This window comes from Streptomyces sp. NPDC047085, assembly GCF_040643735.1.
Classification (GTDB): domain Bacteria; phylum Actinomycetota; class Actinomycetes; order Streptomycetales; family Streptomycetaceae; genus Streptomyces.
In genome coordinates, this window is sequence record NZ_JBEYUW010000009.1 from 52,047 (window position 1) to 74,726 (window position 22,680).

17 protein-coding genes are annotated in these 22,680 nt (G+C 72.3%); 9 read left to right on the forward strand and 8 right to left on the reverse strand.

Translation table 11 applies throughout. From position 1 onward, the window contains the following. Positions 1–233 precede the first annotated feature (233 nt). The 5 genes from ABZ865_RS27295 to ABZ865_RS27315 all read left to right on the forward strand — a co-directional run bounded on the left by ABZ865_RS27295 (position 234) and on the right by ABZ865_RS27315 (position 5,259). Entirely contained in the window at positions 234–1,283 is a 1,050-nt protein-coding gene (locus ABZ865_RS27295) for a LacI family DNA-binding transcriptional regulator (protein ID WP_361235618.1), read from the forward strand. A gap of 131 nt (positions 1,284–1,414) precedes the next feature. Beyond that, complete coding sequence (locus ABZ865_RS27300; protein WP_361235621.1) at positions 1,415–2,011, forward strand: dihydrofolate reductase family protein; 597 nt, start codon at positions 1,415–1,417, stop codon at positions 2,009–2,011. A gap of 99 nt (positions 2,012–2,110) precedes the next feature. Continuing rightward, the gene (locus tag ABZ865_RS27305) at positions 2,111–3,073 is read left to right on the forward strand and encodes a bifunctional helix-turn-helix transcriptional regulator/GNAT family N-acetyltransferase (protein WP_361235624.1); all 963 of its coding nucleotides are present in this window, start codon (positions 2,111–2,113) and stop codon (positions 3,071–3,073) included. 58 nt (positions 3,074–3,131) lie between these two features. Beyond that, positions 3,132–3,932, forward strand: coding sequence for a sugar phosphate isomerase/epimerase family protein (locus ABZ865_RS27310; RefSeq protein ID WP_361235627.1), 801 nt, complete (start codon positions 3,132–3,134; stop codon positions 3,930–3,932). Positions 3,933–4,032: 100 nt separating this feature from the next. After that, positions 4,033–5,259, forward strand: a complete 1,227-nt coding sequence (locus ABZ865_RS27315) for an MFS transporter (protein WP_361235630.1) — start codon at positions 4,033–4,035, stop codon at positions 5,257–5,259. A gap of 37 nt (positions 5,260–5,296) precedes the next feature. Here the strand turns inward: ABZ865_RS27315 and ABZ865_RS27320 are convergent, their stop codons facing one another. The 5 genes from ABZ865_RS27320 to ABZ865_RS27340 form a co-directional block, all read right to left on the reverse strand. Then, on the reverse strand, positions 5,297–7,147 hold the full coding sequence (locus ABZ865_RS27320; protein ID WP_361235633.1) for a glycoside hydrolase family 3 protein: 1,851 nt from the start codon (positions 7,145–7,147) through the stop codon (positions 5,297–5,299). Between the two features lie 240 nt (positions 7,148–7,387). Further along, on the reverse strand, positions 7,388–8,812 hold the full coding sequence (locus ABZ865_RS27325) for a S28 family serine protease (RefSeq protein ID WP_361235636.1): 1,425 nt from the start codon (positions 8,810–8,812) through the stop codon (positions 7,388–7,390). A 122-nt stretch (positions 8,813–8,934) separates the two neighbouring features. Further along, on the reverse strand, positions 8,935–9,327 hold the full coding sequence (locus ABZ865_RS27330) for a hypothetical protein (RefSeq protein ID WP_361235639.1): 393 nt from the start codon (positions 9,325–9,327) through the stop codon (positions 8,935–8,937). Positions 9,328–9,445: 118 nt separating this feature from the next. Beyond that, positions 9,446–13,174, reverse strand: a complete 3,729-nt coding sequence (locus tag ABZ865_RS27335; protein ID WP_361235642.1) for an ABC transporter ATP-binding protein — start codon at positions 13,172–13,174, stop codon at positions 9,446–9,448. Positions 13,175–13,305: 131 nt separating this feature from the next. Then, positions 13,306–14,238, reverse strand: a complete 933-nt coding sequence (locus ABZ865_RS27340) for a serine hydrolase (RefSeq protein ID WP_361235645.1) — start codon at positions 14,236–14,238, stop codon at positions 13,306–13,308. 266 nt (positions 14,239–14,504) lie between these two features. Here ABZ865_RS27340 and ABZ865_RS27345 point away from each other — a divergent pair, with 266 nt between their 5' ends. Next, positions 14,505–14,858 carry a peptidase inhibitor family I36 protein gene (locus ABZ865_RS27345; RefSeq protein WP_361235648.1) on the forward strand — a complete coding sequence of 118 codons (354 nt, stop codon included), beginning with the start codon at positions 14,505–14,507 and terminating at the stop codon, positions 14,856–14,858. Positions 14,859–14,903: 45 nt separating this feature from the next. Here the strand turns inward: ABZ865_RS27345 and ABZ865_RS27350 are convergent, their stop codons facing one another. The 3 genes from ABZ865_RS27350 to ABZ865_RS27360 are packed head-to-tail and all read right to left on the reverse strand — an operon-like array spanning position 14,904 to position 19,101. Then, positions 14,904–16,607: a thiamine pyrophosphate-binding protein gene (locus ABZ865_RS27350; RefSeq protein WP_361235650.1), complete on the reverse strand. Its 1,704-nt coding sequence runs from the start codon at positions 16,605–16,607 to the stop codon at positions 14,904–14,906. Between the two features lie 5 nt (positions 16,608–16,612). Continuing rightward, the gene (gene speB, locus ABZ865_RS27355; RefSeq protein WP_351031056.1) at positions 16,613–17,584 is read right to left on the reverse strand and encodes an agmatinase; all 972 of its coding nucleotides are present in this window, start codon (positions 17,582–17,584) and stop codon (positions 16,613–16,615) included. A 56-nt stretch (positions 17,585–17,640) separates the two neighbouring features. Next, the gene (locus ABZ865_RS27360) at positions 17,641–19,101 is read right to left on the reverse strand and encodes a sodium:solute symporter (protein WP_361235654.1); all 1,461 of its coding nucleotides are present in this window, start codon (positions 19,099–19,101) and stop codon (positions 17,641–17,643) included. A gap of 195 nt (positions 19,102–19,296) precedes the next feature. Between ABZ865_RS27360 and ABZ865_RS27365 the strand changes: the two genes are divergently transcribed. The 3 genes from ABZ865_RS27365 (at position 19,297) to ABZ865_RS27375 (ending at position 22,354) form a co-directional block, all read left to right on the forward strand. After that, complete coding sequence (locus tag ABZ865_RS27365) at positions 19,297–21,027, forward strand: helix-turn-helix domain-containing protein (RefSeq protein WP_361235657.1); 1,731 nt, start codon at positions 19,297–19,299, stop codon at positions 21,025–21,027. Between the two features lie 66 nt (positions 21,028–21,093). Next, the gene (locus ABZ865_RS27370) at positions 21,094–21,882 is read left to right on the forward strand and encodes a phosphatase (RefSeq protein ID WP_361235660.1); all 789 of its coding nucleotides are present in this window, start codon (positions 21,094–21,096) and stop codon (positions 21,880–21,882) included. 70 nt (positions 21,883–21,952) lie between these two features. Beyond that, positions 21,953–22,354, forward strand: coding sequence for a hypothetical protein (locus ABZ865_RS27375; RefSeq protein ID WP_361235663.1), 402 nt, complete (start codon positions 21,953–21,955; stop codon positions 22,352–22,354). Positions 22,355–22,680: the final 326 nt, after the last annotated feature.

Sequence of the window (22,680 nt, forward strand, 5' to 3'; positions counted from 1 at the left end):
CTTTCTGCGCCTGCGAAGCTAGCGCCCGACCCATGGCCCCGACAAGGGCCGGACAGCTTCGAGCCGGGTTTCGGAAAGGTCACCCCGTTGTTCGAGGGGGCGAACAAACCGGGTGGTTGGCCTTAAGGTCGGCTCGACACCGCACGGAACCGAGGCCGCGCACGCCCTGTCTACGTGGACGAACCACACGAGGACGAGACGCGCGGCCCGAAGCGCGACCGGAGGACGACGAGATGACGGTGACCCTGGCGGACGTGGCCGCCCGAGCCCAGGTCTCCCCCGCGACGGTGTCGCGCGTACTGAACGGCAACTACCCGGTGGCCGCCTCCACCCGTGAGCGGGTGCTGCGGGCGGTGGACGAACTGGACTACGTCCTCAACGGCCCCGCCAGCGCGCTCGCCGCGGCCACCTCCGACCTCGTCGGCATCCTCGTCAACGACATAGCCGACCCCTTCTTCGGGATCATGGCGAGCGCGATCCAGGGCGAGATCGGGGGCCCGGGCGGCCGGGCGGGCGGCGAGCGCCTGGCCGTCGTCTGCAACACCGGCGGCTCGCCCGAGCGCGAGCTGACCTACCTGACCCTGCTCCAGCGGCAGCGGGCCGCGGCCGTGGTGCTGACCGGCGGGGCCGTGGAGGACGAGCCGCACGCGGCGAAGGTCGCGGCGAAGCTGCGGAAGCTGGCGGAGGCGGGGACGCGGGTGGTGCTGTGCGGGCGCCCGCCGGCGCCGGACACCGACGCCGTCGCCCTGGCCTTCGACAACCGGGGCGGGGCACGGGAGTTGACCGAGCATCTGACCGGCCTGGGCCACCGCCGCCTCGGCTACATCGCCGGCCCCCAGGACCGTACGACCACCCGCCACCGCCTGGAGGGCCACCGCGCCGCGCTGGAGGCCGCCGGCATCGAGGAGGACGACCGCTGGACGGTGTGCGGGCGCTACGACCGCCGATCCGGCTACGAGGCCACGCTGGAACTCCTCCGCCGCGACCCGGCCCTGACGGCCGTCGTCGCCGCCAACGACTCCATCGCCCTCGGCGCCTGCGCGGCCCTGCGCGACTCCGGCCTGCGCATACCCGAGGACGTCTCGGTCGCCGGCTTCGACGACCTCCCCTTCAGCATCGACGCGGTCCCCGCCCTGACGACGGTACGGCTGCCGCTCGCCGAGGCGGGGGCGCGCGCGGGCCGCATCGCCATGGGGCGGGAGGAGGCGCCGCCCGGGGGGATCGCCTCGGTGCGCGGGGAGTTGATGGTGCGGGGGTCGACGGGGGTGCCCCGGCCGTCCTGAGCTGTCTTTTGCTGCCTTTCGGCGTCGATGAGATGGGGCGCCGATGAGTTTTCGGAGCGGGGCCGGTCTTCATCCGCGTACACAACGGGTACCGCCGGTACCGGATGGTTCAGACAGCGAGGAGCATCGTCATGCGTGTCGTCGTCACCGAGTTCATCAGCCTCGACGGAGTGGTGCAGGCGCCCGGCGGGCCCGAGGAGGACACCGACGGCGGGTTCGCGCACGGGGGTTGGTCGCACCCGTTCTTCGACCCCGAGGTGGTCGGCGGGGCCTTCGCCGCGGGGCTGGAGCAGGCCGAGGCGCTGCTGTACGGGCGCCGGACCTACGAGACGATGGCGGCCGCGTGGCCCGAGCGGGCCGGGGACCCCTTCGCCGACCGGCTCAACTCCCTGCGGAAGTACGTCATTTCCGACACCCTCGGCGAGGACGGGCTGACCTGGGAGAACAGCGTGCGCGTGCCGGTCGCCGAGGCGTTCGGCAAGGTGCGCGAGCTGCGTGCGGCCGAGGGCGGGGACCTCGCGATGATGGGCAGCCCCACGCTGGTGCGGGCGCTGCTGGCCGAGGGGCTCGTGGACGAGCTGCAGCTGGTGGTGATGCCGGTGATGCTGGGCGGCGGCAAGTCGATCTTCCCGGAGGACGGGGTGAAGCGGACCTGGGAGCTGGTGTCGTCGAACACCGGGAAGACCGGGGTGCAGGTCAACGTGCTCCGGCCTGTCCAGGAGGCGTAGGCGTGGACGGCAGGAGCTCGTAGGCGTAGACGGCGGCGGGTGGCCGGCTTAGGCTCGGGGGACGGTATCTCTGACTGAGTCAAACATCCGGAGGCGATCATGACCGTCCAGGACGTTCGCGCCTTCAACCGCTTCTACACCCGCCTCATCGGCGCCCTCGACTACGGCCGCCACCTCTACGCGCCCTACACCCTCACCGAGTCCCGCCTGCTGTACGAGCTCGCGCACGCCGAGCAGCTGGACGCGGCCGAACTGCGCGGGCGGCTCGACCTCGACGCGGGGTATCTGAGCCGGATCCTGAACAAGTTCGAGGAGGCGGGGCTGATCGAGCGCGGGCCCTCGGAGAACGACCCGCGCCGGCGCAGCGTCACGCTCACCGCCCCCGGGCGCGAGGCCGCCGGACTGCTGGACGAGCGGGCGCGGGACACGGTCGGTGCGCTGCTCGACACCGTGGCCCCGGAGGACCGGCCACGGCTGGCGGAGGCGATGCGGACCATCCGGGGCATCCTCGGGGACGGGGACGGGGACGGGGACGGACAGCGGCAGGCTCCCGGGTCGGGCGCCGGAGAGGTCGTACTGCGCGAGCCGCGTCCGGGGGACCTCGGCTGGATCGTGCAGCGCAACGCCGCCCTCTACGCGGCCGAGTACGGCTGGAACGCCGACTACGAGGGGCTGGTCGCGAGGATCGTCGCCGACTTCGCCGAGGACCACGATCCGCATCTGGAGCGGGTGTGGATCGCCGAGGCGGACGGCCGTCCGGCGGGGTGTGTGATGTGTGTCCGGGACGAGGTGCCCGGCACCGCCCGGCTGCGGCTGCTGCTCGTCGAGCCCGACGCGCGCGGGCGCGGTGTCGGTGACCGGCTGGTGCGGGCCGTGGTCGAGTTCGCGCGCGAAGTCGGCTACCGCGATCTGGTGCTGTGGACGAACGACGTGCTCAGCAGCGCCCGCCGCATCTACCAGCGGCACGGCTTCGTGCTCGTCGCCGAGAAGCCGCACCGGTCCTTCGGCAAGGATCTGGTGGGCCAGGACTGGCGGCTGGAGCTGCGCCAACCGAGCGAATGACGCGCGGACCGGCCGGAGGAGGGGTGGAACGGGCCCCCGGCGAGTAGGGTCCGAAGCCATGAAGCTGGCGTTCTCCACACTCGGTGTCCCCGGCCTGCCCGTCCCCGAGGTTCTCGCGCTCGCGACCGCGCACGGCTACCACGGCGTCGAACTCCGCGCCCATCCCGAGGAACCGGTGCATCCGGGCCTCTCCCCCGCCGAGCGCGCCGAGACGGCCGCCCTGTTCAAGGGGGCGGGGGTGGAGATGATCGGCCTCGCCGGATACGCGCGGGTCGCCGCGCCCGGCGACGACGCCCCCGTCCTGAACGAGATCCGCGGCCTGCTCCAGCTGGCGCACGACGTGGGCGCCCCGTTCGTCCGGGTGTTCCCCGGCGCCGACCCGGACCGTCCTTCCGCGGAGTCCGACGCCCTCGCCGCCCGGCGGCTGGGGGTCGCCGCCGAGGACGCCTCCGCGCTCGGCGTGCGGATCCTGCTGGAGACCCACGACTCGCACCGCACCGGCGCCGACGTGATCCGCGTCCTCGGCCCGGTCGGCCACCGTCAGGTGGGCGCGCTGTGGGACGTGATGCACACCTGGCTGGGCGGCGAGCAGCCCTCGGAGAGCTACGCGGCCCTCGCCCCGCATCTCGGCTACGTCCAGGTCAAGGACATCGCCTCGGCAGAGGACACCACCCCGCTCCCGCTCGGCGCGGGTGTCCTCCCGCTCACCGAGTGCGTGGACGTGCTCTCCCGGCACGGCTGGGACGGCTGGCTGTGCTGGGAGTACGAGAAGCGCTGGTACGACTCCGCCGCCCCGCTCCCGGACCTGCTGGACGCGGGCCGCGAGCATCTCGTACGCCTGCTCGGCGAGGCGGCCTAGCGGGGTCTAATTCGCTGGCGGTGCCTCGGAGGGCCGGTTAGCCTCCCCCGGTGATTCAGCAGCCCGCGCCGCGCGCCCTCGTACTCCCGCGTTCCCTCTCATGAGCCTCACCCGCTCACTGATCGACGTACGGCCGCTGCGCACCTCGCCCGTCTTCCGGCGGCTGCTGATCGGGCGGACCGTGTCCGTGCTCGGCGGGTTCATGACCATGGTGACGGTCATGTATCAGGTGTGGGACATGACCCGCAGCACCGCCTGGACCGGCGCGGTCGGGCTGGCGCAGGCGCTGCCGCTGGTGGTGTTCGGGCTGTTCGCGGGGGCGTGGGTGGACCGGGCGGACCGGCGCCGGACGTTCCTGACGGCCACGGTGGGCCAGGCGGTCTGCTCCCTGCTGCTCGCCGTGCAGGGCTTCACCGGGCATGTCCCGGTGGGGGCGGTGCTCGCGCTGGTCGCCGTGCAGTCGGCCTTCGGCGCGCTGGGCGCGCCGGCCGCCGGGGTGTTCGTACCGCGGCTGCTGCCCAAGGACCAGGTGGCGGCCGGGCTGGCCCTGAACCAGATCACCGGTCAGGCGATGATGCTGCTCGGGCCCGCCCTGGCCGGTGTGCTGCTGGGCTGGCTGGGGGTCGGCACCTGCTATCTGCTGGACGCCCTCAGCTTCGGGCTCGCCTTCTACGGCGCCTTCGGTCTGCCCGCGCTGCCGCCCGAGGGCGAGCCGTCGCGGGCGGGGCTGCACGGGGTGCTGGACGGGCTGCGGTTCCTGGCCGGGCACCGGGTGGTGCGCGGGGCGCTGATCACCGACCTCGCCGCCACCGTGCTCTCCTTCCCGGTCAGCCTGTTCCCGCTGGTCAACGCCGAGCGGTTCGGCGACGATCCGCGCACCCTGGGGCTGTTCCTGTCCGCCCTGGCGGTGGGCGGCCTCACGGCCTCCGCGATGTCCGGCGCGCTGACCCGGCTGGGGCGGCCCGGCGCGGTGATGCTGTGCACCTCCGGCACGTGGGGGGTGGCCCTGCTGCTGTTCGGGCTGGCGTCCGATCCCTGGACCGGGCTCGGCCTGCTGGTCGTGGCCGGGGCGGCGGACGCCCTCTCGGTCGTCTCCCGCTCCACGATCGTGCAGACCCGTACCCCCGACGCCCTGCTCGGCCGGGTCACGGCGGCCGAGCAGATCGTCGGCCAGGCCGGCCCCAGCCTCGGCAACGTCCGCGGCGGCCTGGTCGCCGGCTGGAGCTCCGGCGCGACGGCCCTGGTCACTGGGGGTCTGCTGTGCGCGCTGGCGGTGGCGGCGGTCGCCGCCACCACCCCCGAACTCCGGGACGGGACCGGCGCCTAGGGCCTCTGTCTTCCGGATCTTGCCGGGGTCGCAGGCCCTAGTACGTCAGACCGTGCCCGATCGGATACAGCACCTGTGCCGGGTCGTCCGCCCGCTGGACCGGTACCGGGAGCCTGCCGTGCGGGGCCACCTGGCCGGCGATGACGCGGGCGGCGGCGCGCAGTTCGACGTCGGTCCAGGAGTAGGTCGCCACGTAGGCCTTCACCGCCGGGAGCTGGGCCACGTCGTAGGGGTTTCTGACGGCGACGGCGACCACCGTCTTCCCGGTGGCGAGCAGTTGCTGCACCAGGGTCCGCTGGGAGCTCGACGCCGTCACGTTGTACGTCGCCACGACCACCGCGTCCGCGTCCTGCGCGGCGGTCACCGCCTTGGTGATGGTCGCCGCGGAGGGTGCGGTGCCGGTGGACAGGGCGGTGGCGGTGAAGCCCAGTTCGGTCAGGGCGCCGGCCAGGACGCCGGTGGGCGGGCCGGTGGTGCCGGACGGGGAGGCCGGGTCGGCGCCGACGACGAGGATCCTGGGCTCGGCGCCGCGGTCGAGCGGCAGGGTGGCGTCCTCGTTGACCAGCAGGGTCGTGGTCCGCTCGGCGATCCGGTCGGCGGCGGCCAGATGGGCCTCGGTGCCCACCAGCCGGTCGACGCCGGCCGGGGAGACGTACGGCCGGTCGAGGAGGCCGAGCCGTGCCTTCAGCCGCAGGATGCGCAGGATCGATTCGTCCAGCCGGGCCTCGGTCAGCTCGCCGTTCTGGACGGCGCCCAGCACGGCGTGCCACGCCACGTCGATGGACGGCGGGTTGAGCAGCTGGTCGACGCCGGCCTTCAGCGCGAGCACCGGCACCCGGTCGTCGCCGTACTTGGTGCGGACGCCCTCCATGCCGAGGGAGTCGGTGATGACGACCCCGTCGTAGCCGAGTTCGCCGCGCAGGATGCCGGTGAGGATCGGGGAGGAGAGGGTGGCCGGGTCGCCGGAGTCGTCGAGGGCCGGGAACTGGATGTGCGCGGTCATGATCGAGTCGATGCCCGCCTCGATCGCTGCCCGGAAGGGCACCGCGTCCAGCTTCTCCCACAGCTCCCGGCTGTGCGTGATGACAGGGAAGCCGGTGTGGCTGTCGACGGCGGTGTCGCCGTGGCCCGGGAAGTGCTTGGCGGTCGCCGCGACCCGGGAGGCCTGATAGCCCTTCACCTCGGCGGCCATCAGCTCGGCCACCGCCTCCGGGTCGGCGCCGAAGGACCGTACGCCGATGACCGGGTTGGCCGGGTTGACGTTCACGTCGGCGTCGGGCGAGTAGTCCTGGTTGATGCCCATCGCGCGCAACTCGGTGCCGGAGACACGGCCGAGTGTGCGGGCGTCGATCCGGTTGCCGCCCGCGCCGATCGCCATGGCGCCGGGGAACAGCGTGGCCGGCTTGCCCACCCTGCACACTATGCCGTGCTCCTGGTCGGTGGCGACGAGCAGCGGCAGGCCGCGCGGCTGGTCCAGGGAGGCCTTCTGGATGCCGTTGGACAGGTCGGCGATCTGGTGCGGGTCGCGGGTGTTGTGCGCCCAGGCGAAGTAGATGATGCCGCCGACGCGGTACTTCGCGATCAGCTCGGCGGCGGTGCGGACGCCGATCTCCTTGAGGTTGGTGTCGATGTCGGCCTGGTCGGGGGCGGTGGCGGAGTGGCCGTAGACCCGCATGACGAAGAGCTGGCCGACCTTCTCCTCCAGGGTCATCCCGGAGATGAGGGCGCGGAGCTTGCTGTCGTTCGGGGTGGCGGCGTGGGCGGTGGTGGATACGGTCAGCGCGGCGGCGACGCCCGCGGTCGCGGCGAGGACGGTCCGTCTGGACGGCCGTGCGGTGTTCCCCGTGCCTTTCGTGCTTCCCGTGCTTCCCGTGCTGGTGTCGTGCACGTGCGCTCCTTCCAGAGGAGAACCGCTGAAGGAAACTTCCGAGGGGCCACGAATATCTGGAAAGTTTCTTTCCGTCAAGGGAACGCACACTAAGCCACGGTGGGGGCCGCCATCGGCGTATGGGAGGGAGGCGCGCCGATGGCGACCTGCGCTTTGGACGGGCGAACCCAGCCGCGGGCTCCGCAGGCATGGAAATGCCGGCCCCCGCGGGTGGGGGCCGGCATCACGGACGTCCGGGAGTTACGGGCGCAGGGCGGGCTCGCGGTCCACGCCTCGGGTGTCCAGCCTGGCGTCGGGGCGGGCCAGCGGTTTGGCCGCCGACGGGTTGGCCTGTACGGCCGGGGAGGCCACGCCCGCCCACTCCAGGATCCGGGCCGTCGCCAGCGCCTTCTGGTCGGCGACCAGGCCGGCCACGTTCGCGCCGTGGTTCATGCCGGGCGCGGTGAACACGTAGGAGTCTCGGGCGCCCGCGCCGAGGCGGAAGCGTTCCGAACCCCAGGGGTCGTTCTGCCCGTACACGAACAGCATGTGGTTCGCGTGGTGCCGCACCCAGGTGTCCACGTCCCGCATCGCGCCCGGCTGGAAGCGCATCGGGATGGAGCGGGGCACGAAGTTGCGCGGCGGCTGGTAGCCGTAGCGGATCAACTTCGCCTCGATGTACGGGAAGTGGATGGTGGGGGCGCCCAGCTGGGTGCCCGCCTGGTAGTAGTACGGCGTGTACTGCTCCAGGCCCTGGTCGGTGTAGGCGGAGAAGCCGGAGATGGTGTCGACCGAGTCCCAGATCGCGTCGTCGGTCGCGGTGGCCGCGCCCGCCGGGATCGTGTCGCAGGCGGGCAGGCCGCTGTACTGCCAGAAGCCCCAGACGTAGTCGAGCACGACGGCCTCGTAGGCCTTGTCCAGGCCGCCGATGGTGTCGAAGGTGTAGCCGTTGTCGGCGGCGTACTGGGCGTACTTCTTCTCCAGCGGCTCACGGCGCACCAGCGCCTCCCGCTGGACGGCGTTCAGCCGGTCGCGGCACTCCTTGGTGCCGACGCCGGCGAAGAAGCGGTCGTAGGCCGAGTCCTCGTTGTTGACGACGTCGTTGGGGGCGACGTACGCGACGACGCCGTCCATGTCGTGCGGGTAGAACCGCTCGTAGTAGGTGGCGGTCATGCCGCCCTTCGAGCCGCCGGTGGCCAGCCAGTTGGCGCCGTAGACCGGCTTCAGCGCCTCGTAGACGCGGTGCTGGTCGCTGGCCGCCTGCCAGATGTCGAGCGTGGACCAGTCGGCCGGGTCGGGGCGGGAGGGGGTGAAGAAGCGGTACTCCAGGGAGACCTGGTTGCCGTCCACGATCTGGGTGGGCTCGCGGCGGGACGGGTTCGTGGAGACGTTGTAGCCGCTGGTGTAGAAGACCGTCGGGCGGGTCACGTCCTTGTGCAGCACGGTGATGCGCTGCTGGAAGGTGCCGCGGTCCGGGTGCCGGTGGTCGACCGGCTGGGTGTAGTTGAGGACGAAGTACCGGTAGCCGGGGTACGGCTTCTCCTGGACCAGGCTCATGCCGGGTATCGCCAGGAGCCGGTCCTTGATGTCGGTGGGCTCGGACTGGGCGGCGGTGGCCGCGCCCGCCGTGCTCAGGGTGCCTATGAACACCGTGAGCGCCAGCAGCCATCTGAGCACCTTGCGCATGCGCACTCTCCCCTGTGAGACAGATGTGCGCCGGAAGCTATCCGAGCAACTGCCGTCACACCAGGGGGGATTGAGTGGTTCCGCGTGATCGGTATCCGGCCGGGCTCAGCGCCCCGCCGGATTCAGCACAGGATCCAGCCCGAGCTGACCGAGTCCGGTCCCACCGAGCCCTTCACCCACACGCAGCGGTGGCCGGCGTGCACGGTCACCGGTCCCGCACGGAACTTGTACCTGCCCTTGTCGGTGACCGGCCGGCTGCCGCGGGCCTGCACGCTGACCGACATGGAGCGCGTGGTGCCCGGGGTCTTCGACACGGTGACGGCGCAGACGTAGCCGGCCCGCTTGTAGACGTGGACGACGCCGGTGCTGAAGGGCAGGGTCCGCACCTCGCGCCCGGCGCAGGAACCGGCCTCGGCGGCCTGGGCGGTACCCGGTACCGCGAGGGCCAGCGCCCCGGACGCGGCCAGCACGGCCGCACCGAGCGCCAGGCGCCGGCGTATCGCACCACTCTCCACTGTCGTCCTCCCCGTACCCCGGTCGTTCCTCGTTCCTCACCGATGAACGTACTGATGTACGGACGCACGACATGTGTCGGATGGTTGCACGGCCGTCAGCGAGACGCGTGGGAAAGGTTCAGCGGGACGCGCCCACCGGTTCTTCCGGTTCGGACTGGCCGACGAAGGTCCGCCACAGTGCGGCGTAGCGGCCGCCGAGGGCGAGGAGTTCGTCGTGGGTGCCGTCCTCGGCGACCCGGCCGTGGTCCATCACCACCACCCGGTCCGCGCGGGCGGCCGTGGTCAGCCGGTGGGCGACCACCAGCGTCGTACGACGGCCCGCCAGGCGGTCGGTGGCCTGGTTGACCTGGGCCTCGGTGGCCAGGTCGAGGGCGGCCGTGGCCTCGTCGAGGAGGAGGACGTCGGGGTCGACGAGTTCGGCGCGGGCGAGCGCGATCAGCTGGCGCTGGCCGGCCGAGAGGTTGCGGCCGCGCTCGGCGACCTCGTGGAGGTAGCCGCCGTCGAGCGTGGCGATCATCTCGTGCGCGCCGACCGCCCGGGCCGCCGCCTCCACCTCGGCGTCGGTGGCGTCGGGGCGCCCGTACGCGATGGCGTCGCGGACCGTGCCCGGGAAGAGGTACGCCTCCTGCGGGACGACACCGAGGCGGTGCCGGTACGACGCCAGGTCCAGGCCGCGCAGGTCCGTGCCGTCGACGGTGACCCGCCCGGCGGTGGGGTCGTAGAACCGGGCGACCAGCTTGACCAGGGTCGACTTGCCGGCGCCGGTCTCGCCGACGAAGGCCACCGTCTGCCCGGCCGGGATCTTCAGGTCGATGCCGGTGAGGGCCTGCTCGGGCTCGCCGTCGGCGCCGTACGCGAAGTGCACGTCCTCGAAGGCGATGTCACCGCGCAGGGAGCGGACCTCCAGGGGCTCGTCGGCGGACTTCGTCGAGGTCGGCTCCCGCAGCAGCTCCTGGATGCGGCCCAGCGAGACGGTGGCCTGCTGGTAGCCGTCGAAGACCTGGGAGAGCTGCTGGACGGGGGCGAAGAACAGGTCGATGTAGAGCAGGTAGGCGACCAGCGCGCCCGTGGTCAGCGTGGCCGCCTCCACCCGGCCCGCGCCCGCGATGAGGACGGACGCCGCGGCGACCGAGGACAGCAGCTGGACGAAGGGGAAGTAGACGGATATCAGCCACTGGCCGCGGATCCGGGCCGCGCGGTAGCTCTCGCTGCGCTCGGTGAACCGCCGCCTGCCGTCCTTCTCGCGCCGGAACGCCTGCACGATCCGCAGTCCGGAGACCGACTCCTGGAGGTCGGCGTTGACCACCGACACCCGCTCACGGGCGAGCTCGTACGCCTTCACGCTCGCCCGGCGGAAGAAGAAGGTGGCGACGATCAGCGGGGGCAGGGTGGCGAACACGACGAGCGCGAGCTGCACGTCGATCACCAGCAGGACGCCCATGATGCCGAAGAAGGTGACGACCGAGACGAACGCCGTGACCAGCCCTGTCTGCAGGAAGGTGGACAGCGCGTCGACGTCCGTCGTCATCCGCGTCATGATCCGGCCGGTCAGCTCGCGCTCGTAGTAGTCGAGGCCGAGCCGCTGGAGCTGGGCGAAGATCTTCAGCCGCAGCGCGTACAGCACCCGCTCGCCGGTACGGCCGGTCATCCGGGTCTCGCCGATCTGCGCGGCCCACTGCACCAGCACCGTGACCAGGCCCAGCAGGGACGCGGCCCACACGGCGCCGAGGGCGGTTCGCGTGACGCCCTGGTCGATGCCGTGCCGGATCAGCACCGGCAGCAGCAGGCCCGCGCCCGCGTCGACGGCGACCAGCAGCAGGCTGACGAGCAGGGGCAGACCGAAGCCGTGCAGGAGGCGCCTGAGTCCGTACGACTCCTCGGGGCGGACCGCGCGGGCCTCGTCGACGCCGGGGGTGTCGGTGGCCGGGGGCAGCGCGTCCACCTGGGCGAGGAGTTCGGGGGTGGCCGGGGTGCCCGACAGCGCCAGGTCCTTGGGCTCACGGTCGCCGGTCCACAGCCGCGGGGTCACCCCGCGCTCGGCGTCGAACTCGGCGTCCAGCTCCTCGCGGACGGAGGTGTCCTCCGGCGGCCCGGCCGGGAGGGCGTGGCCCGGGGAGACGCCGCCCAGCTCGTCCGGGTCTGTGAGCAGCCTGCGGTACAGCGGCGAGCGCTCCTGGAGTTCCGCGTCGGTGCCGATGTCGGCGAGCCGGCCGCCGTCCAGGACGGCGATGCGGTCGGCGAGGTTGAGGGTGGAGCGGCGGTGCGCGATGAGGAGGGTCGTGCGGCCCTCCATGACCTGCTTGAGCGCCTCGTGGATCTCGTGCTCCACGCGGGCGTCCACGGCCGAGGTCGCGTCGTCCAGGACCAGCAGGCGCGGGTCGGTGAGCAGGGCGCGGGCGAGCGCGACGCGCTGGCGCTGGCCGCCGGAGAGGGTCAGGCCGTGCTCGCCGACCTTGGTGTCGTAGCCGTCGGGCAGCTCGGTGATGAAACGGTCCGCCTGGGCGGCGCGGGCGGCCTTCTCGATCTCCTCCTGGGTCGCGTCGGGGCGGCCGTACGCGATGTTGTTGCGGACGCTGTCGGAGAAGAGGAACGAGTCCTCGGGCACCAGCCCGATCGCGGCCCTGAGCGAGTCCAGGGTCAGCTCGCGCACATCGTGGCCGCCGATCAGGACGGCGCCGTGGGTGACGTCGTAGAAGCGCGGGAGGAGCAGGGAGAGGGTGGACTTGCCGGAGCCGGAGGAGCCGACGACGGCGAGGGTCTCGCCCGGCCGGATCTCGAAGCTGAGCCCCGCCAGGACGGGGCGCTCGTGCGCGTACCCGAAGGACACGTCGTCGAACTCGACGGTGGCGGGGGCGTCGGCGGGGAGGGTCTTGGTGCCGTCGGTGAGCGACGGCTCGGTGTCGATCAGCTCCAGCACGCGCTCGGTGCCGGCCCGGGCCTGCTGGGCGACCGTGAGGACCATGGCGAGCATGCGGACCGGGCCGACGAGCTGGGCGAGGTAGGTGGAGAAGGCGACGAAGGTGCCGAGGGTGATGTGCCCGCGCACGGCCAGCCAGCCGCCGAGCGCCAGCATGGCGACCTGGCCGAGGGCGGGGACGGCCTGGAGGGCGGGGGTGAACTTGCTGTTCATGCGGATGGTGCGCAACCGCCCCGCGAAGAGCCTGCGGCCGACCTCCCTGAGCTTCCCGGTCTCCTGCTCCTCCTGCCCGAAGCCCTTCACCACGCGTACGCCGCTGACGGCGCCGTCGACCACGCCCGCGACGGCCGCGGCCTGGGCCTGGGCGTACCAGGTGGAGGGGTGGAGCTTCGAGCGGCTCCGTCTGGCGATCCACCAGAGCGCGGGGGCGACGGCCAGGGCGACCAGGGTCAGCGGCGGCGACAGCCACGCCATGATCACCAGGGAGATCAGGAAGAGCAGGACGTTCCCGATGGTCATCGGGAGCATGAAGAGCAGGCCCTGGATCAGCTGGAGGTCGCTGGTGGCCCGGCCGACGACCTGCCCGGTGGACAGCTCGTCCTGGCGGCGGCCGTCCAGGCGGGTGATCGTGCCGTACATCTCGGTCCGCAGGTCGTGCTGGACGTCGAGGGCGAGGCGTCCGCCGTAGTAGCGGCGTATGTAGGTGAAGGCGTAGACGAGCAGCGCGGCGGCTATCAGGCCGCCGGCCCAGGGGGCCATGGTGTGGGTGTGATCGCCGATGACGTCGTCGATGATCACCTTGGTGATCAGCGGGACCACGGCCATCACGGCCATGCCGGCGAGGGAGGAGCCCAGAGCCAGGACGACGTCCTTCGGATACCGCCAGGCGTAGCCCGCCAGCCGTCGTGCCCATCCCCGTTGCGCTGCCACGCCGGTGCCTTCCGTCAGACCTGCAGACCTGTTTCCGGGCCTGCTCTACCGGAAGGCATCAACGTCGATAGCTGCGAATTTCATCCCGCCGCAACAAAACGGGGGTGCATGTCAGGACAAGGGCGCAGGCGTCAGCCCTGGGGCGGGACGGCGACCGTCGCCTCGCTCGGCCTGCTGGTCGGGGCGTAGAGCGTGGTGCCGGACGTGGTCGGGACCAGGTCCTTGTGGATGGCCTTGGCGACGTTCTGGATGGTGGTGACGCCGTAGCTCATGGTGCTGTTGTCCTGCGTCAGCACGCTGATCATGTAGTCGTGGCCGGCGCCGTTGAAGGTGCCCAGGCTGTGCACCCGCCAGCCGTGGGTGGAGCGCTGCAGCCAGCCGTTCTTCACGTGCACGGCGACCGTGGACGGCGCGCCGGCCGGGGTGCCCCAGCGCTGCGAGGAGATGACCTGCCCCATGAGCTTCAGGATGTACGCGCGGGAGTTGTCGCTCAGCACGGTGTTCTTGGCGGTGACAAGCTTGAGCAGCTTCTGCTCGTCGGTGACGTTCTCCTGGGTCAGGCCCCAGTAGCCGTTCGCGCCCGGCACGGTCTTCGTCATCCCGGCGGCGGACAGGAAGCCCTTGATCTTCGTCAGGCCCAGCTGCTTCCAGAGGGTGCTGGTCGCAGAGTTGTCCGACTTGGTGATCATGGCCTTGGTGAGGCTGACCTCGCGGTCGGTCAGATACCGGTTGTGCTTCTTCGCGTCCCACAGCAGCGTGGCGAGGACGGTGACCTTGACGGTGCTGGCCGAGTCGTAGGCGCTGGTGGCGCGCAGCGTGCAGGTGGTCTTGGTGCTGCGGTCGTACAGGCCGATGGCGACGGTGCCCTTGCGGGTGGCGAGCGCCGCGGTGATGTCCTTCTGCAGCTTGGTGGCGAGGCCCGCCTTGGCGGACGTGCAGCTGACGGTGGGCGTCGCCGCGGCGGCCGGGGTGGCGGCGACGACGGTGGTGACGGTCGGCATGAGCACCGCGGCGCCGAGGGCGGCCGCGAGCGCGCCGGAGCGGCTGGATGTCCGGGAAGTCATGCCCGTGTTGACACGCGGGTGTGGCCGAAAGTTGTACGCGCGTTCGGCAGGCGACGGTTCGAAGGGGTGGACCGGGTCGGATCCGGGGCAGACATCGGATCATGCCGGAGTCCGGCCGGCTTCCGGGCCTACTAGTCCCACTTCTTCGCTCACACCGGTGAAGTCGATCTTGCACTCGGGCGTGTCCCGGTCACCCATCAGGAACATGGCGAGTCCGCCCCGGGCACTTCCGCCGGGGCGCCCAACTCCCCTTTTCGGAGAGCCACATGAACCTGCGTTCCTGGTCCGCCGCCGCCGCTCTCGCCCTGACCGCCCTCGTCCTGCCCACCCAGACCGCCTCGGCCCGGGCCGCCGCGCCCTCCTGCCCCGACGGCTCGGTGTGCTTCTGGAGCGGGGAGGACTTCGACGGCTCCTACTGGGAGTGGACGGCCCGCAGCGGCTACCGCGACATGCCGCCCGGCCTCCACGACCACGTGGGCTCCTTCGTCGCCTCCACCCGCGCCTGCTTCGTCAACTGGGACCCGGTCGAGAAGCGGGACGTCTTCAACGGCGACTGGCGCTCCCGCTACCTCGGCGACTTCGGCGGCCGCATCGACGGAGTCGGCCCGAACGGCTGCTGAGCCCGCCGCCTGGGGCGCCTTCCATCCCTTCCGAAGGAGGCGTCCTCAGCGGCTCGGTCCTGCCTGGCCGAGATGCGTCGGCGCGAACATTCGCAGGACCGCCGGGAGTACGAGCACCGAGGGGCCCGGGGTCGAGAGGGCCTTGGCCAGGTCTGTTTCCAGGGTTTCCGGGGTTGTACGGATGCCGGGGATGCCGAAGGATTCGGCGAGGGCGGCGTAGTCGGGGCGGGCCAGTTCGGTGGCGGTGGCTTGGCCGAAGGCGTCGGTCATGTATTCGCGGAGGATGCCGTAGCCGCCGTCGTCGATGATCAGCCAGGTGACGGGGAGGTCGTACTGGCGGGCCGTGGCCAGTTCGGCGATCGAGTAGAGGGCGCCGCCGTCGCCGGACACCGCGAGGACCGGGCGGGCCGGGTCCGCGGCCGCCGCGCCGAGGGCCGCCGGGAAGCCGTAGCCGAGGCCGCCGGCGCCCTGGGCGGAGTGCATGGTGTTGGTGCCCCGCGGGTCGAAGGCCGACCATGCCCAGTAGGCCAGGATCGTCATGTCCCAGAAGGAGGGGGAGCCGGCGGGGAGGGCGCGGCGGACCGACGCCAACAGCTCCTGTTCCAGGGTCAGTTCCTGGGCGGCGATGCGCTCACCGACGCGGGACAGCAGGTCGCGGACCCGCTGCGGGGCCGACGCGTCCGTGCGCTCCTCGACCGTCTCCAGCAGGGCCTGGAGGGCGAGGCGGGCGTCCGCGTGGATGCCGAGGGCCGGGTGGTTGGACTCCAGCTTGCCGAGGTCCGCCTCGATCTGGATGACGCGGCCCCGGGGCTTGAACGTGTGGTAGTTGGAGGAGAGTTCACCCAGGCCGGAGCCCACGACGAGGAGGACGTCCGATTCCTCGAGGAAGTCCGTGGTGTGGCGGTCCTCCAGCCAGGACTGCATCGACAGCGGGTGCTCCCAGGGGTAGGCGCCCTTGCCGCCGAAGGTCGTCACCACGGGGGCGTCCAGCTTCTCGGCCAGTGCCAGCAGCTTTCCGGAGGCGTCGGAGCGGACGACTCCGCCGCCCGCGATGATCGCCGGGCGGGCGGCCTTCGACAGCAAGTCGGCTGCCACCGCCGTGAGTTCGGGGCGCGGGACCAGGTCGTCCGGGGTCGCGTCCATCGCCGTGACGACGGGCAGGGCGGTCGGAGACAGCAGTACGTCCTGGGGGATCTCCACCCACACCGGGCCGTGCGGGGCCGTCAGCGCCGACTTCCAGGCCGCCGCGATGGCGGAGGGGATCTGGGACTGGGTACGAACGGTGTGGACCGACTTCACCACGCCCCGGAACGAGGCCGCCTGGTCCGGGAGTTCGTGCAGATAGCCGTGGCGGCCGCCGCCCAGGCCCGCCGTCGGGATCTGGCTGCTGATCGCCAGCACCGGCGCGCTGGCCGCTGCCGCCTCCTGCAACGCCGCGAGCGACGTCAGCGCCCCCGGGCCGGTCGAGAGCAGCAGCGGGGCCGCCTCGCCGGTGATCCGGCCGTACGCGTCCGCCGCGAAGCCCGCGTTGTTCTCCACCCGCAGGCCGATGTAGCGGAGGGAGGAGCGGCGCAGGGCGTCGAACATGCCGAGGGCGTGCTGGCCGGGCAGGCCGAAGACCGTCGTCGCGCCGAGCCCGGCCAGCGTCTCCACGACCAGGTCTCCGCCGTTGCGCCCCGGCGGGGGGTTCAGAGCGGCGTCGGTCTGTGCCGGCGTCGGGCGGAGCACCAGGTCGTGGTCGTGAGTCACTGCGCTTACGCGTCCTTCCGGGCCGCCGCGATCTGACGGCTCATGATGGTGGTCAGTTCGTAGGCCGTGTGGGAGGCCGCCACCGAGGTGATCTCCGCGTGGTCGTACGCGGGAGCGACCTCGACGACGTCCGCCGAGACCAGGTTGCAGGAGGCCAGGCCGCGCAGGATCTCCAGCAGCTCGCGGGAGGTCATGCCGCCCGCCTCCGGGGTGCCGGTGCCGGGCGCGTGGGCCGGGTCGAGGCAGTCGATGTCGATCGAGATGTAGAGGGGGCGGTCGCCGATGCGCTGGCGCAGCTGGTCGGCGACCTCGTCGGCGCCGCGGCGGTAGATGTCCGCCGAGGTGACGATGCCGAAGCCCATCTTCTCGTCGTCGGTGAGGTCCTGCTTGCCGTACAGCGGGCCGCGGGTACCGACGTGGGAGAGCGCGGAGGTGTCGAGGATGCCCTCCTCCACCGCGCGGCGGAACGGGGTGCCGTGCGTGTACTCGGCGCCGAAGTAGGTGTCCCAGGTGTCGAGGTGGGCGTCGAAGTGGAGCAGGGCCACCGGGCCGTGCTTCTTCGCGACCGAGCGGAGCAGCGGGAGCGCGATGGTGTGGTCGCCGCCCAGGGTCATCAGGCGGGCGCCGGTGCCGAGCAGCTCGTCCGCCGCGGCCTCGATGGTCTCGACGGCCTCGTTGATGTTGAACGGGTTCACGGCGATGTCGCCGCCGTCCGCCACCTGCGCCAGCGCGAACGGCGACGCGTCCTGCGCCGGGTTGTAGGGGCGCAGCAGCCGGGACGCCTCGCGGATGGCGTTGCCGCCGAAGCGGGCGCCCGGCCGGTACGAGACGCCGGAGTCGAACGGCACGCCCACGACGGCGACGTCGGCGGTGCCGACCTCGTCGAGGCGGGGCAGCCGGGCGAAGGTCGCGGGGCCGGCGTACCGCGGGATGCGGGAGGAGTCGACAGGGCCGCGGGGCGTCTCGTTGCTGCTCATGGTCAAATGCCTTCTTTCTTGCGCTTTGTCGCGCATGTACTGCTTTTCATACGACTCTACTGGTGAGCCGGGACCGGTTCGGACGCGAGTTCGGGGGACCGTCCAGCCAGGCGCTCCCGCCAGGTGGTGAGGACGGCCTCGTCGGTGGGCTTCGTGACCAGGGACACGGCCACGTAGGCGGCGAGGGAGGCGAGCAGGCCGTAGTAGACGGGCTCGTTGGCCAGGATGCCGTATCCCGCCATCAGGCCGATCACGGCGAGACCGCCGACGATCACGGAGGCCAGCGCGCCCTGCACGGTGCCGCGCTTCCACAGCAGCCCGCCGAGGATCGGGACGAGCAGGCCGCCGACCAGGAGGTTGTAGGCCACGGTCAGGGCCTCGACCACGTTGTTCAGCGCGATCGCGGTACCGATCACCGCGACACCCATGATCAGGATGAAGGCGCGGTTGCCGCCGACCTCGTCGTGATCCTCGCCGTCCCGTCGTACGACACCCCGCAGCCGGGACCAGATGTCGTTGTTGGCGACGGTGGCGCAGGCGATCAGGGCGCCGGAGGAGGTCGACATCACGGCGGCGAGGGCGGCGGCCAGCACCAGGCCGCGCACGCCGACGGGCAGTTCGTCCTTGACGATGGTCGCGAAGGCGTCGTCCGGGCTGCCCAGCTTGGGGTAGAGGACCTTGGCGGCGGTGCCTATGACGGCGCCGGCGAGGGCGTAGGCCAGGCAGTAGGTTCCGGCCACCGTGCCGCCCCACTTGGCGGTCTTGTCGCTGCGGGCGGTGAACACGCGCTGCCAGATGTCCTGGCCGATCAGCATGCCGAAGGTGTAGATCAGCACGTAGGTGAAGATCGTCTCGCCGCCGATGCCCAGCGGGTCGAAGTACGAGGTCGGCAGCTTGGCCTTCATCTCGGAGAAGCCGCCCGCCTTGACGACCGCGATCGGCAGCAGCAGGAGCAGCACGCCGATGGTCTTCACCACGAACTGGACCATGTCCGTCAGCGTGATGGACCACATGCCGCCGAGGGTCGAGTACGCGACGACGATCGAGCCGCCGAGGATGATCGCGACCGTGCGGTTCATGTCGAACAGGACGTCGAAGATCGTGGCGTAGGCGATGGTCGAGGTGACCGCGAGCATGAGGGTGTACGCCCACATGACCACGCCCGAGATGACGCCGGCCCGGCCGCCGTAGCGCAGGTCCAGCATCTCGGAGACGGTGTAGACCTTCAGGCGCGCGATGCGGGCCGAGAAGAAGACCGACAGGGCCAGCAGGCCGAGGCCGATGGTGAAGACCATCCAGGCGCCGGAGAGGCCGTACTGGTAGCCGAGGCCCACGCCGCCGATGGTGGACGCGCCGCCGAGGACGATCGCGGCCATGGTGCCGGAGTACATGGCGGGCCCGAGGCGGCGGCCCGCCACCAGGAACTCGCTCTTCGACTTGGCGCGGCGCATGCCCCACCAGCCCATGGCCAGCATGCCGGCCAAATAGACGACGATCACTGTGTAGTCGACGGCCATGTGGGGCCCTCCTTCGCGCACTGTCGGTGGCGTGTCGTGCAAATGCATGGGGAGTGGGGACGTCGGCAGCGGATCGCGGGGACATCCGCCCGTACCCGCGGCTGCCGGACTGCACTGACACTAGGTGGCCGGAAAGCGACTGCGAAGTGTACGTTTCATCCATATGAACGGGGTGGGATGGAGGGAACGCACACCATGCCCGAGTCGATCGCCCCAGCCGTCCCACCGACCCCACCGGTCCCGCTGTCGGCCCTGCTGGCCCGGGAGGACCTGGCCCTGCGGCAGATCGCGGGGCCCTCGGATCCGGGCATCGTGATCCACTGGGCGCACACGTCGGAGATGGCCGATCCGTACCCGTACCTGCTCGGCGGCGAGCTGCTGCTGACCGCCGGGGTGCATGTCCCGGAGGCGGCGGGCCCGGGTGGGGGCGCCCCCGATCGGGCCGATTCGAGGCTGGGGAAGTACTTCGACGACTACGTCTCCCGGATCGTGGCCGCCGGCGGAGCCGCCCTCGGCTTCGGCCTGGCCCCCGTACACGACACGGTCCCGCCCGCCCTGGTCGCCGCCTGCGACACCCACGCCCTCCCCCTCCTGGAGGTCCCGCCCCAGACGACCTTCTCCGGTGTGGCCCGCGCGGTGTGGCAGCTGATGGCCCAGGCCCGCCTGGCCGAACTGCGCCGGGTCACGGAGGCCCAGCAGGGCCTGGCCGCCGCGGCCTCCCGCCCCGACCCGGTCCCGTCGGTGCTGCGCCGGCTCGCCGAGCGCCTGAGCGGCCGCGCGGTCCTGTACGGCCCCGACAGCACCGAGATCGCGGCGGCGGGCCGGGAGCCGGCGGAGGGCGTCCGGGAGGCGCTGGCGGGGCTCGCGGACGTGGTACGACCGAGGGGGCGCGCGGCGGTGGCGGCGGACCGTGAGCCGGAGGACGGCCCCGAAGCCGCCGCCCCTCCCGGACCCACCCCCGCCACCGGCACCGTCTCCCACCCCGCCCCGCATGCCGGCACCGCCTCCCGGCCCGCCCCCACTTCCACCGCTGGGACCACCTCCCGCTCCACCCCCACATCCACCCCCACCCCCACCTCCACCCCCGCGACCGCCTCCCGGCCCGCCCCCACCTCCGCCACCGACGCTCACGGCGACACCCACCTCGCCGCCTACGCGCTCGGTGCGGGCGAGGGATTCGTCCTCGGGGTGGCCACGAGGCAGCGCGAACCCGGCGACCACACCATCGCCTCCGTCGCCTCCGTCCTGCTCTCGCTGCTCACGGGCGAGCACCAGAGCGGGGCCGGCGCGAACCGTTCCGCCGCGCTGGTACGGCTGTTGCTGGGCGCGGCGCCCGAGGAGGTCGCGCCGCTGCTGAGCCGCGAGGGCGGGCAGGCGCGGTGGGTCGTCGTGCACGCGCGGCCGGAGGGCCCCTCGCCGGACGCGGTGGCCGCCTCCGCGCTGGGCGCGGCGCTCGGGTCACCGCTGGTCGACCTCGGCCGTGACGTCGTACGGGTGCTGGTGCCCGCCGGGCGGGAGCCCGCCTCGCAGCCCGGCTGGACCCTCGGGGTGAGCGCGCCCGTCGGCCCGCACGAGTGGCCGGCCGCCGACGCCCAGGCGGCCCGTGCGCTGGCCCGGGCCCGGGCCACCCGGACCGCGCTGGTCCGGCACGGCGCCCGGCCGGGCCTGGACGAGCTGGTGCCCCCGGCGGACGCGGAGGCGTACGCGCGCGCGTTGCTCGCGCCGCTCGCGTCCGGTCCCGCGCTCGCCGACACCCTGCGCACCTGGCTGTCGCTGCACGGCAGTTGGGACCGTACGGCGGTGGCGCTGGGCGTCCATCGCAACACCGTGCGGCAGCGGATCGCCCGTTGCGCGGCCCTGCTGGACGCCGATCTGGACGACCCCGACGTGCGCATGGAGCTGTGGTTCGCGCTGCGCGGACGGTGAGTGAGCCGTGTCCCAGGGTGCGATATGCCGAGGACGCGCACAGCGCGCTGCCCCACAATGGGAGGCATGCCGATACCCGGGACACCCAGCCGCGCCCAGCTCGTCGACCACCTGGTGAGGACCCGTATCGCGGGGGACGTCGCCACGCCCCGCGAGAACAACCTCTCCCACTACCGCAAGCTGGCCAACGGCGACCGCCACTACTGGTTCGGTCTGGAGCTGGGCGACCGGTGGGCGGACGAGCAGGACGTGCTCGCGGTCATGGCCGAGCGGGTGGGTGTCAACGACGATCCCGAGTACCGGTACGGGCAGGACACCATCGAGCCCGAACTGACCGTGGACGCGCTGGAGCGGCTGGCCCGGCGGCTGCGCAAGGCGGCCGACGCCCAGCAGCGGGTGCTGTTCGCGACCGGTCACCCGGGCGGCCTGCTGGACGTGCACCGGGCCACGGCCGCCGCGCTGCGCGCCGCCGGCTGCGAGATCGTCGTCATCCCGGACGGACTGCAGACGGACGAGGGATACGTCATGCAGTTCGCGGACGTGGCCGTCCTCGAGCACGGGGCGACGCTGTGGCACACGCACTCCGGGGAGCCGATGCGGGCCATCCTGACGGGACTTGAGCGAGAGGGACGGCCGCTGCCGGACCTGGTGGTGGCCGACCACGGCTGGGCCGGCTACGCGGGACAGCACGGCATCGATTCCGTCGGGTACGCGGACTCCAACGACCCGGCGCTGTTCCTCGCCGAGTCCGAGGGCACGCTCCAGGCGGTGGTGCCGCTCGACGACCACGTCGTCAGCCCCCGCTACTACGACCCGATGACGGCGTATCTGCTCGCGGAGGCCGGCCTGGCCTGACCTGGCGACGAAGGCGGTGTGCGGCCCTGTCGGCAGGGCCGCACACCGCCCTCACGTTGTGGTGCTGTCAGTGGCCACCACCTCCGCCACCGCCGCCGTGGCCGCCGCCACCGCCGCCGCCGTGACCGCCACCGCCGTGGCCGCCGCCACCGTGGCCGCCGCCGCCATGTCCGCCACCGCCGTGGTCGCCACCGCCGTGGTCGCCACCACCGTGGTCGCCACCACCGTGGTCGCCGCCGTAGCCGCCGTGGTCGCCACCGCCGTGGTCGCCATGGTCGCCGCCGTAGCCGCCGTGGTCGCCGTAGTCGTCATCGTCGTCGTTCCACCAGCCGCCGTGGTCCCCGTGGTCGTGGGAGCTGTAGGAGCTGTGGGACGGGGCCGCCGAGGCGACGCCCGCTGCGCCGAACGCGGCTCCGCCGGCCAGCAGCACGGTGCTGGCGGACAGGGCGACAAGGCGCCTCGTGCGCTGTGATCGCATGGGAATACCTTCCATCTCCATCGTCTCTCGCGGCTCTGAGGGAGGATCGCGAGGTGATGGCCGTCGCCGCGACCAAAGGAGGAAGATGCGGCGCGGTCTTCAGGTGCCACCGCAGTGTCGAAGAAGGGCACGGTCACGTGTCACCGACGCCTGCAGCCCGCCCGTACGCGGTCGCGCCATCGGGTGCTGCGGCTGAGATCCCAGGAGTCCGGAGCCTCGTCGGCGGGTCGATTGCCGTGCGCTGCGGCTTTCACCCATAGAGCCTAGTACCCCATGCGTCACTCGTCACTTCGAGCGACTATCTGCCGAGCAGGGGCCCC

Excerpts from the sequence above, each read along its gene's own strand:
- ABZ865_RS27360 (WP_361235654.1), bottom strand. The coding sequence starts at position 19,101 with ATGGCCGTCGACTACACAGTGATCGTCGTCTATTTGGCCGGCATGCTG.
- ABZ865_RS27370 (WP_361235660.1), top strand. The coding sequence starts at position 21,094 with ATGCCGATACCCGGGACACCCAGCCGCGCCCAGCTCGTCGACCACCTG.
- ABZ865_RS27295 (WP_361235618.1), top strand. The coding sequence starts at position 234 with ATGACGGTGACCCTGGCGGACGTGGCCGCCCGAGCCCAGGTCTCCCCC.
- ABZ865_RS27310 (WP_361235627.1), top strand. The coding sequence starts at position 3,132 with ATGAAGCTGGCGTTCTCCACACTCGGTGTCCCCGGCCTGCCCGTCCCC.
- ABZ865_RS27365 (WP_361235657.1), top strand. The coding sequence starts at position 19,297 with ATGCCCGAGTCGATCGCCCCAGCCGTCCCACCGACCCCACCGGTCCCG.
- ABZ865_RS27315 (WP_361235630.1), top strand. The coding sequence starts at position 4,033 with ATGAGCCTCACCCGCTCACTGATCGACGTACGGCCGCTGCGCACCTCG.
- ABZ865_RS27325 (WP_361235636.1), bottom strand. The coding sequence starts at position 8,812 with ATGCGCAAGGTGCTCAGATGGCTGCTGGCGCTCACGGTGTTCATAGGC.
- ABZ865_RS27300 (WP_361235621.1), top strand. The coding sequence starts at position 1,415 with ATGCGTGTCGTCGTCACCGAGTTCATCAGCCTCGACGGAGTGGTGCAG.
- ABZ865_RS27340 (WP_361235645.1), bottom strand. The coding sequence starts at position 14,238 with ATGACTTCCCGGACATCCAGCCGCTCCGGCGCGCTCGCGGCCGCCCTC.
- ABZ865_RS27345 (WP_361235648.1), top strand. The coding sequence starts at position 14,505 with ATGAACCTGCGTTCCTGGTCCGCCGCCGCCGCTCTCGCCCTGACCGCC.
- speB (WP_351031056.1), bottom strand. The coding sequence starts at position 17,584 with ATGAGCAGCAACGAGACGCCCCGCGGCCCTGTCGACTCCTCCCGCATC.
- ABZ865_RS27305 (WP_361235624.1), top strand. The coding sequence starts at position 2,111 with ATGACCGTCCAGGACGTTCGCGCCTTCAACCGCTTCTACACCCGCCTC.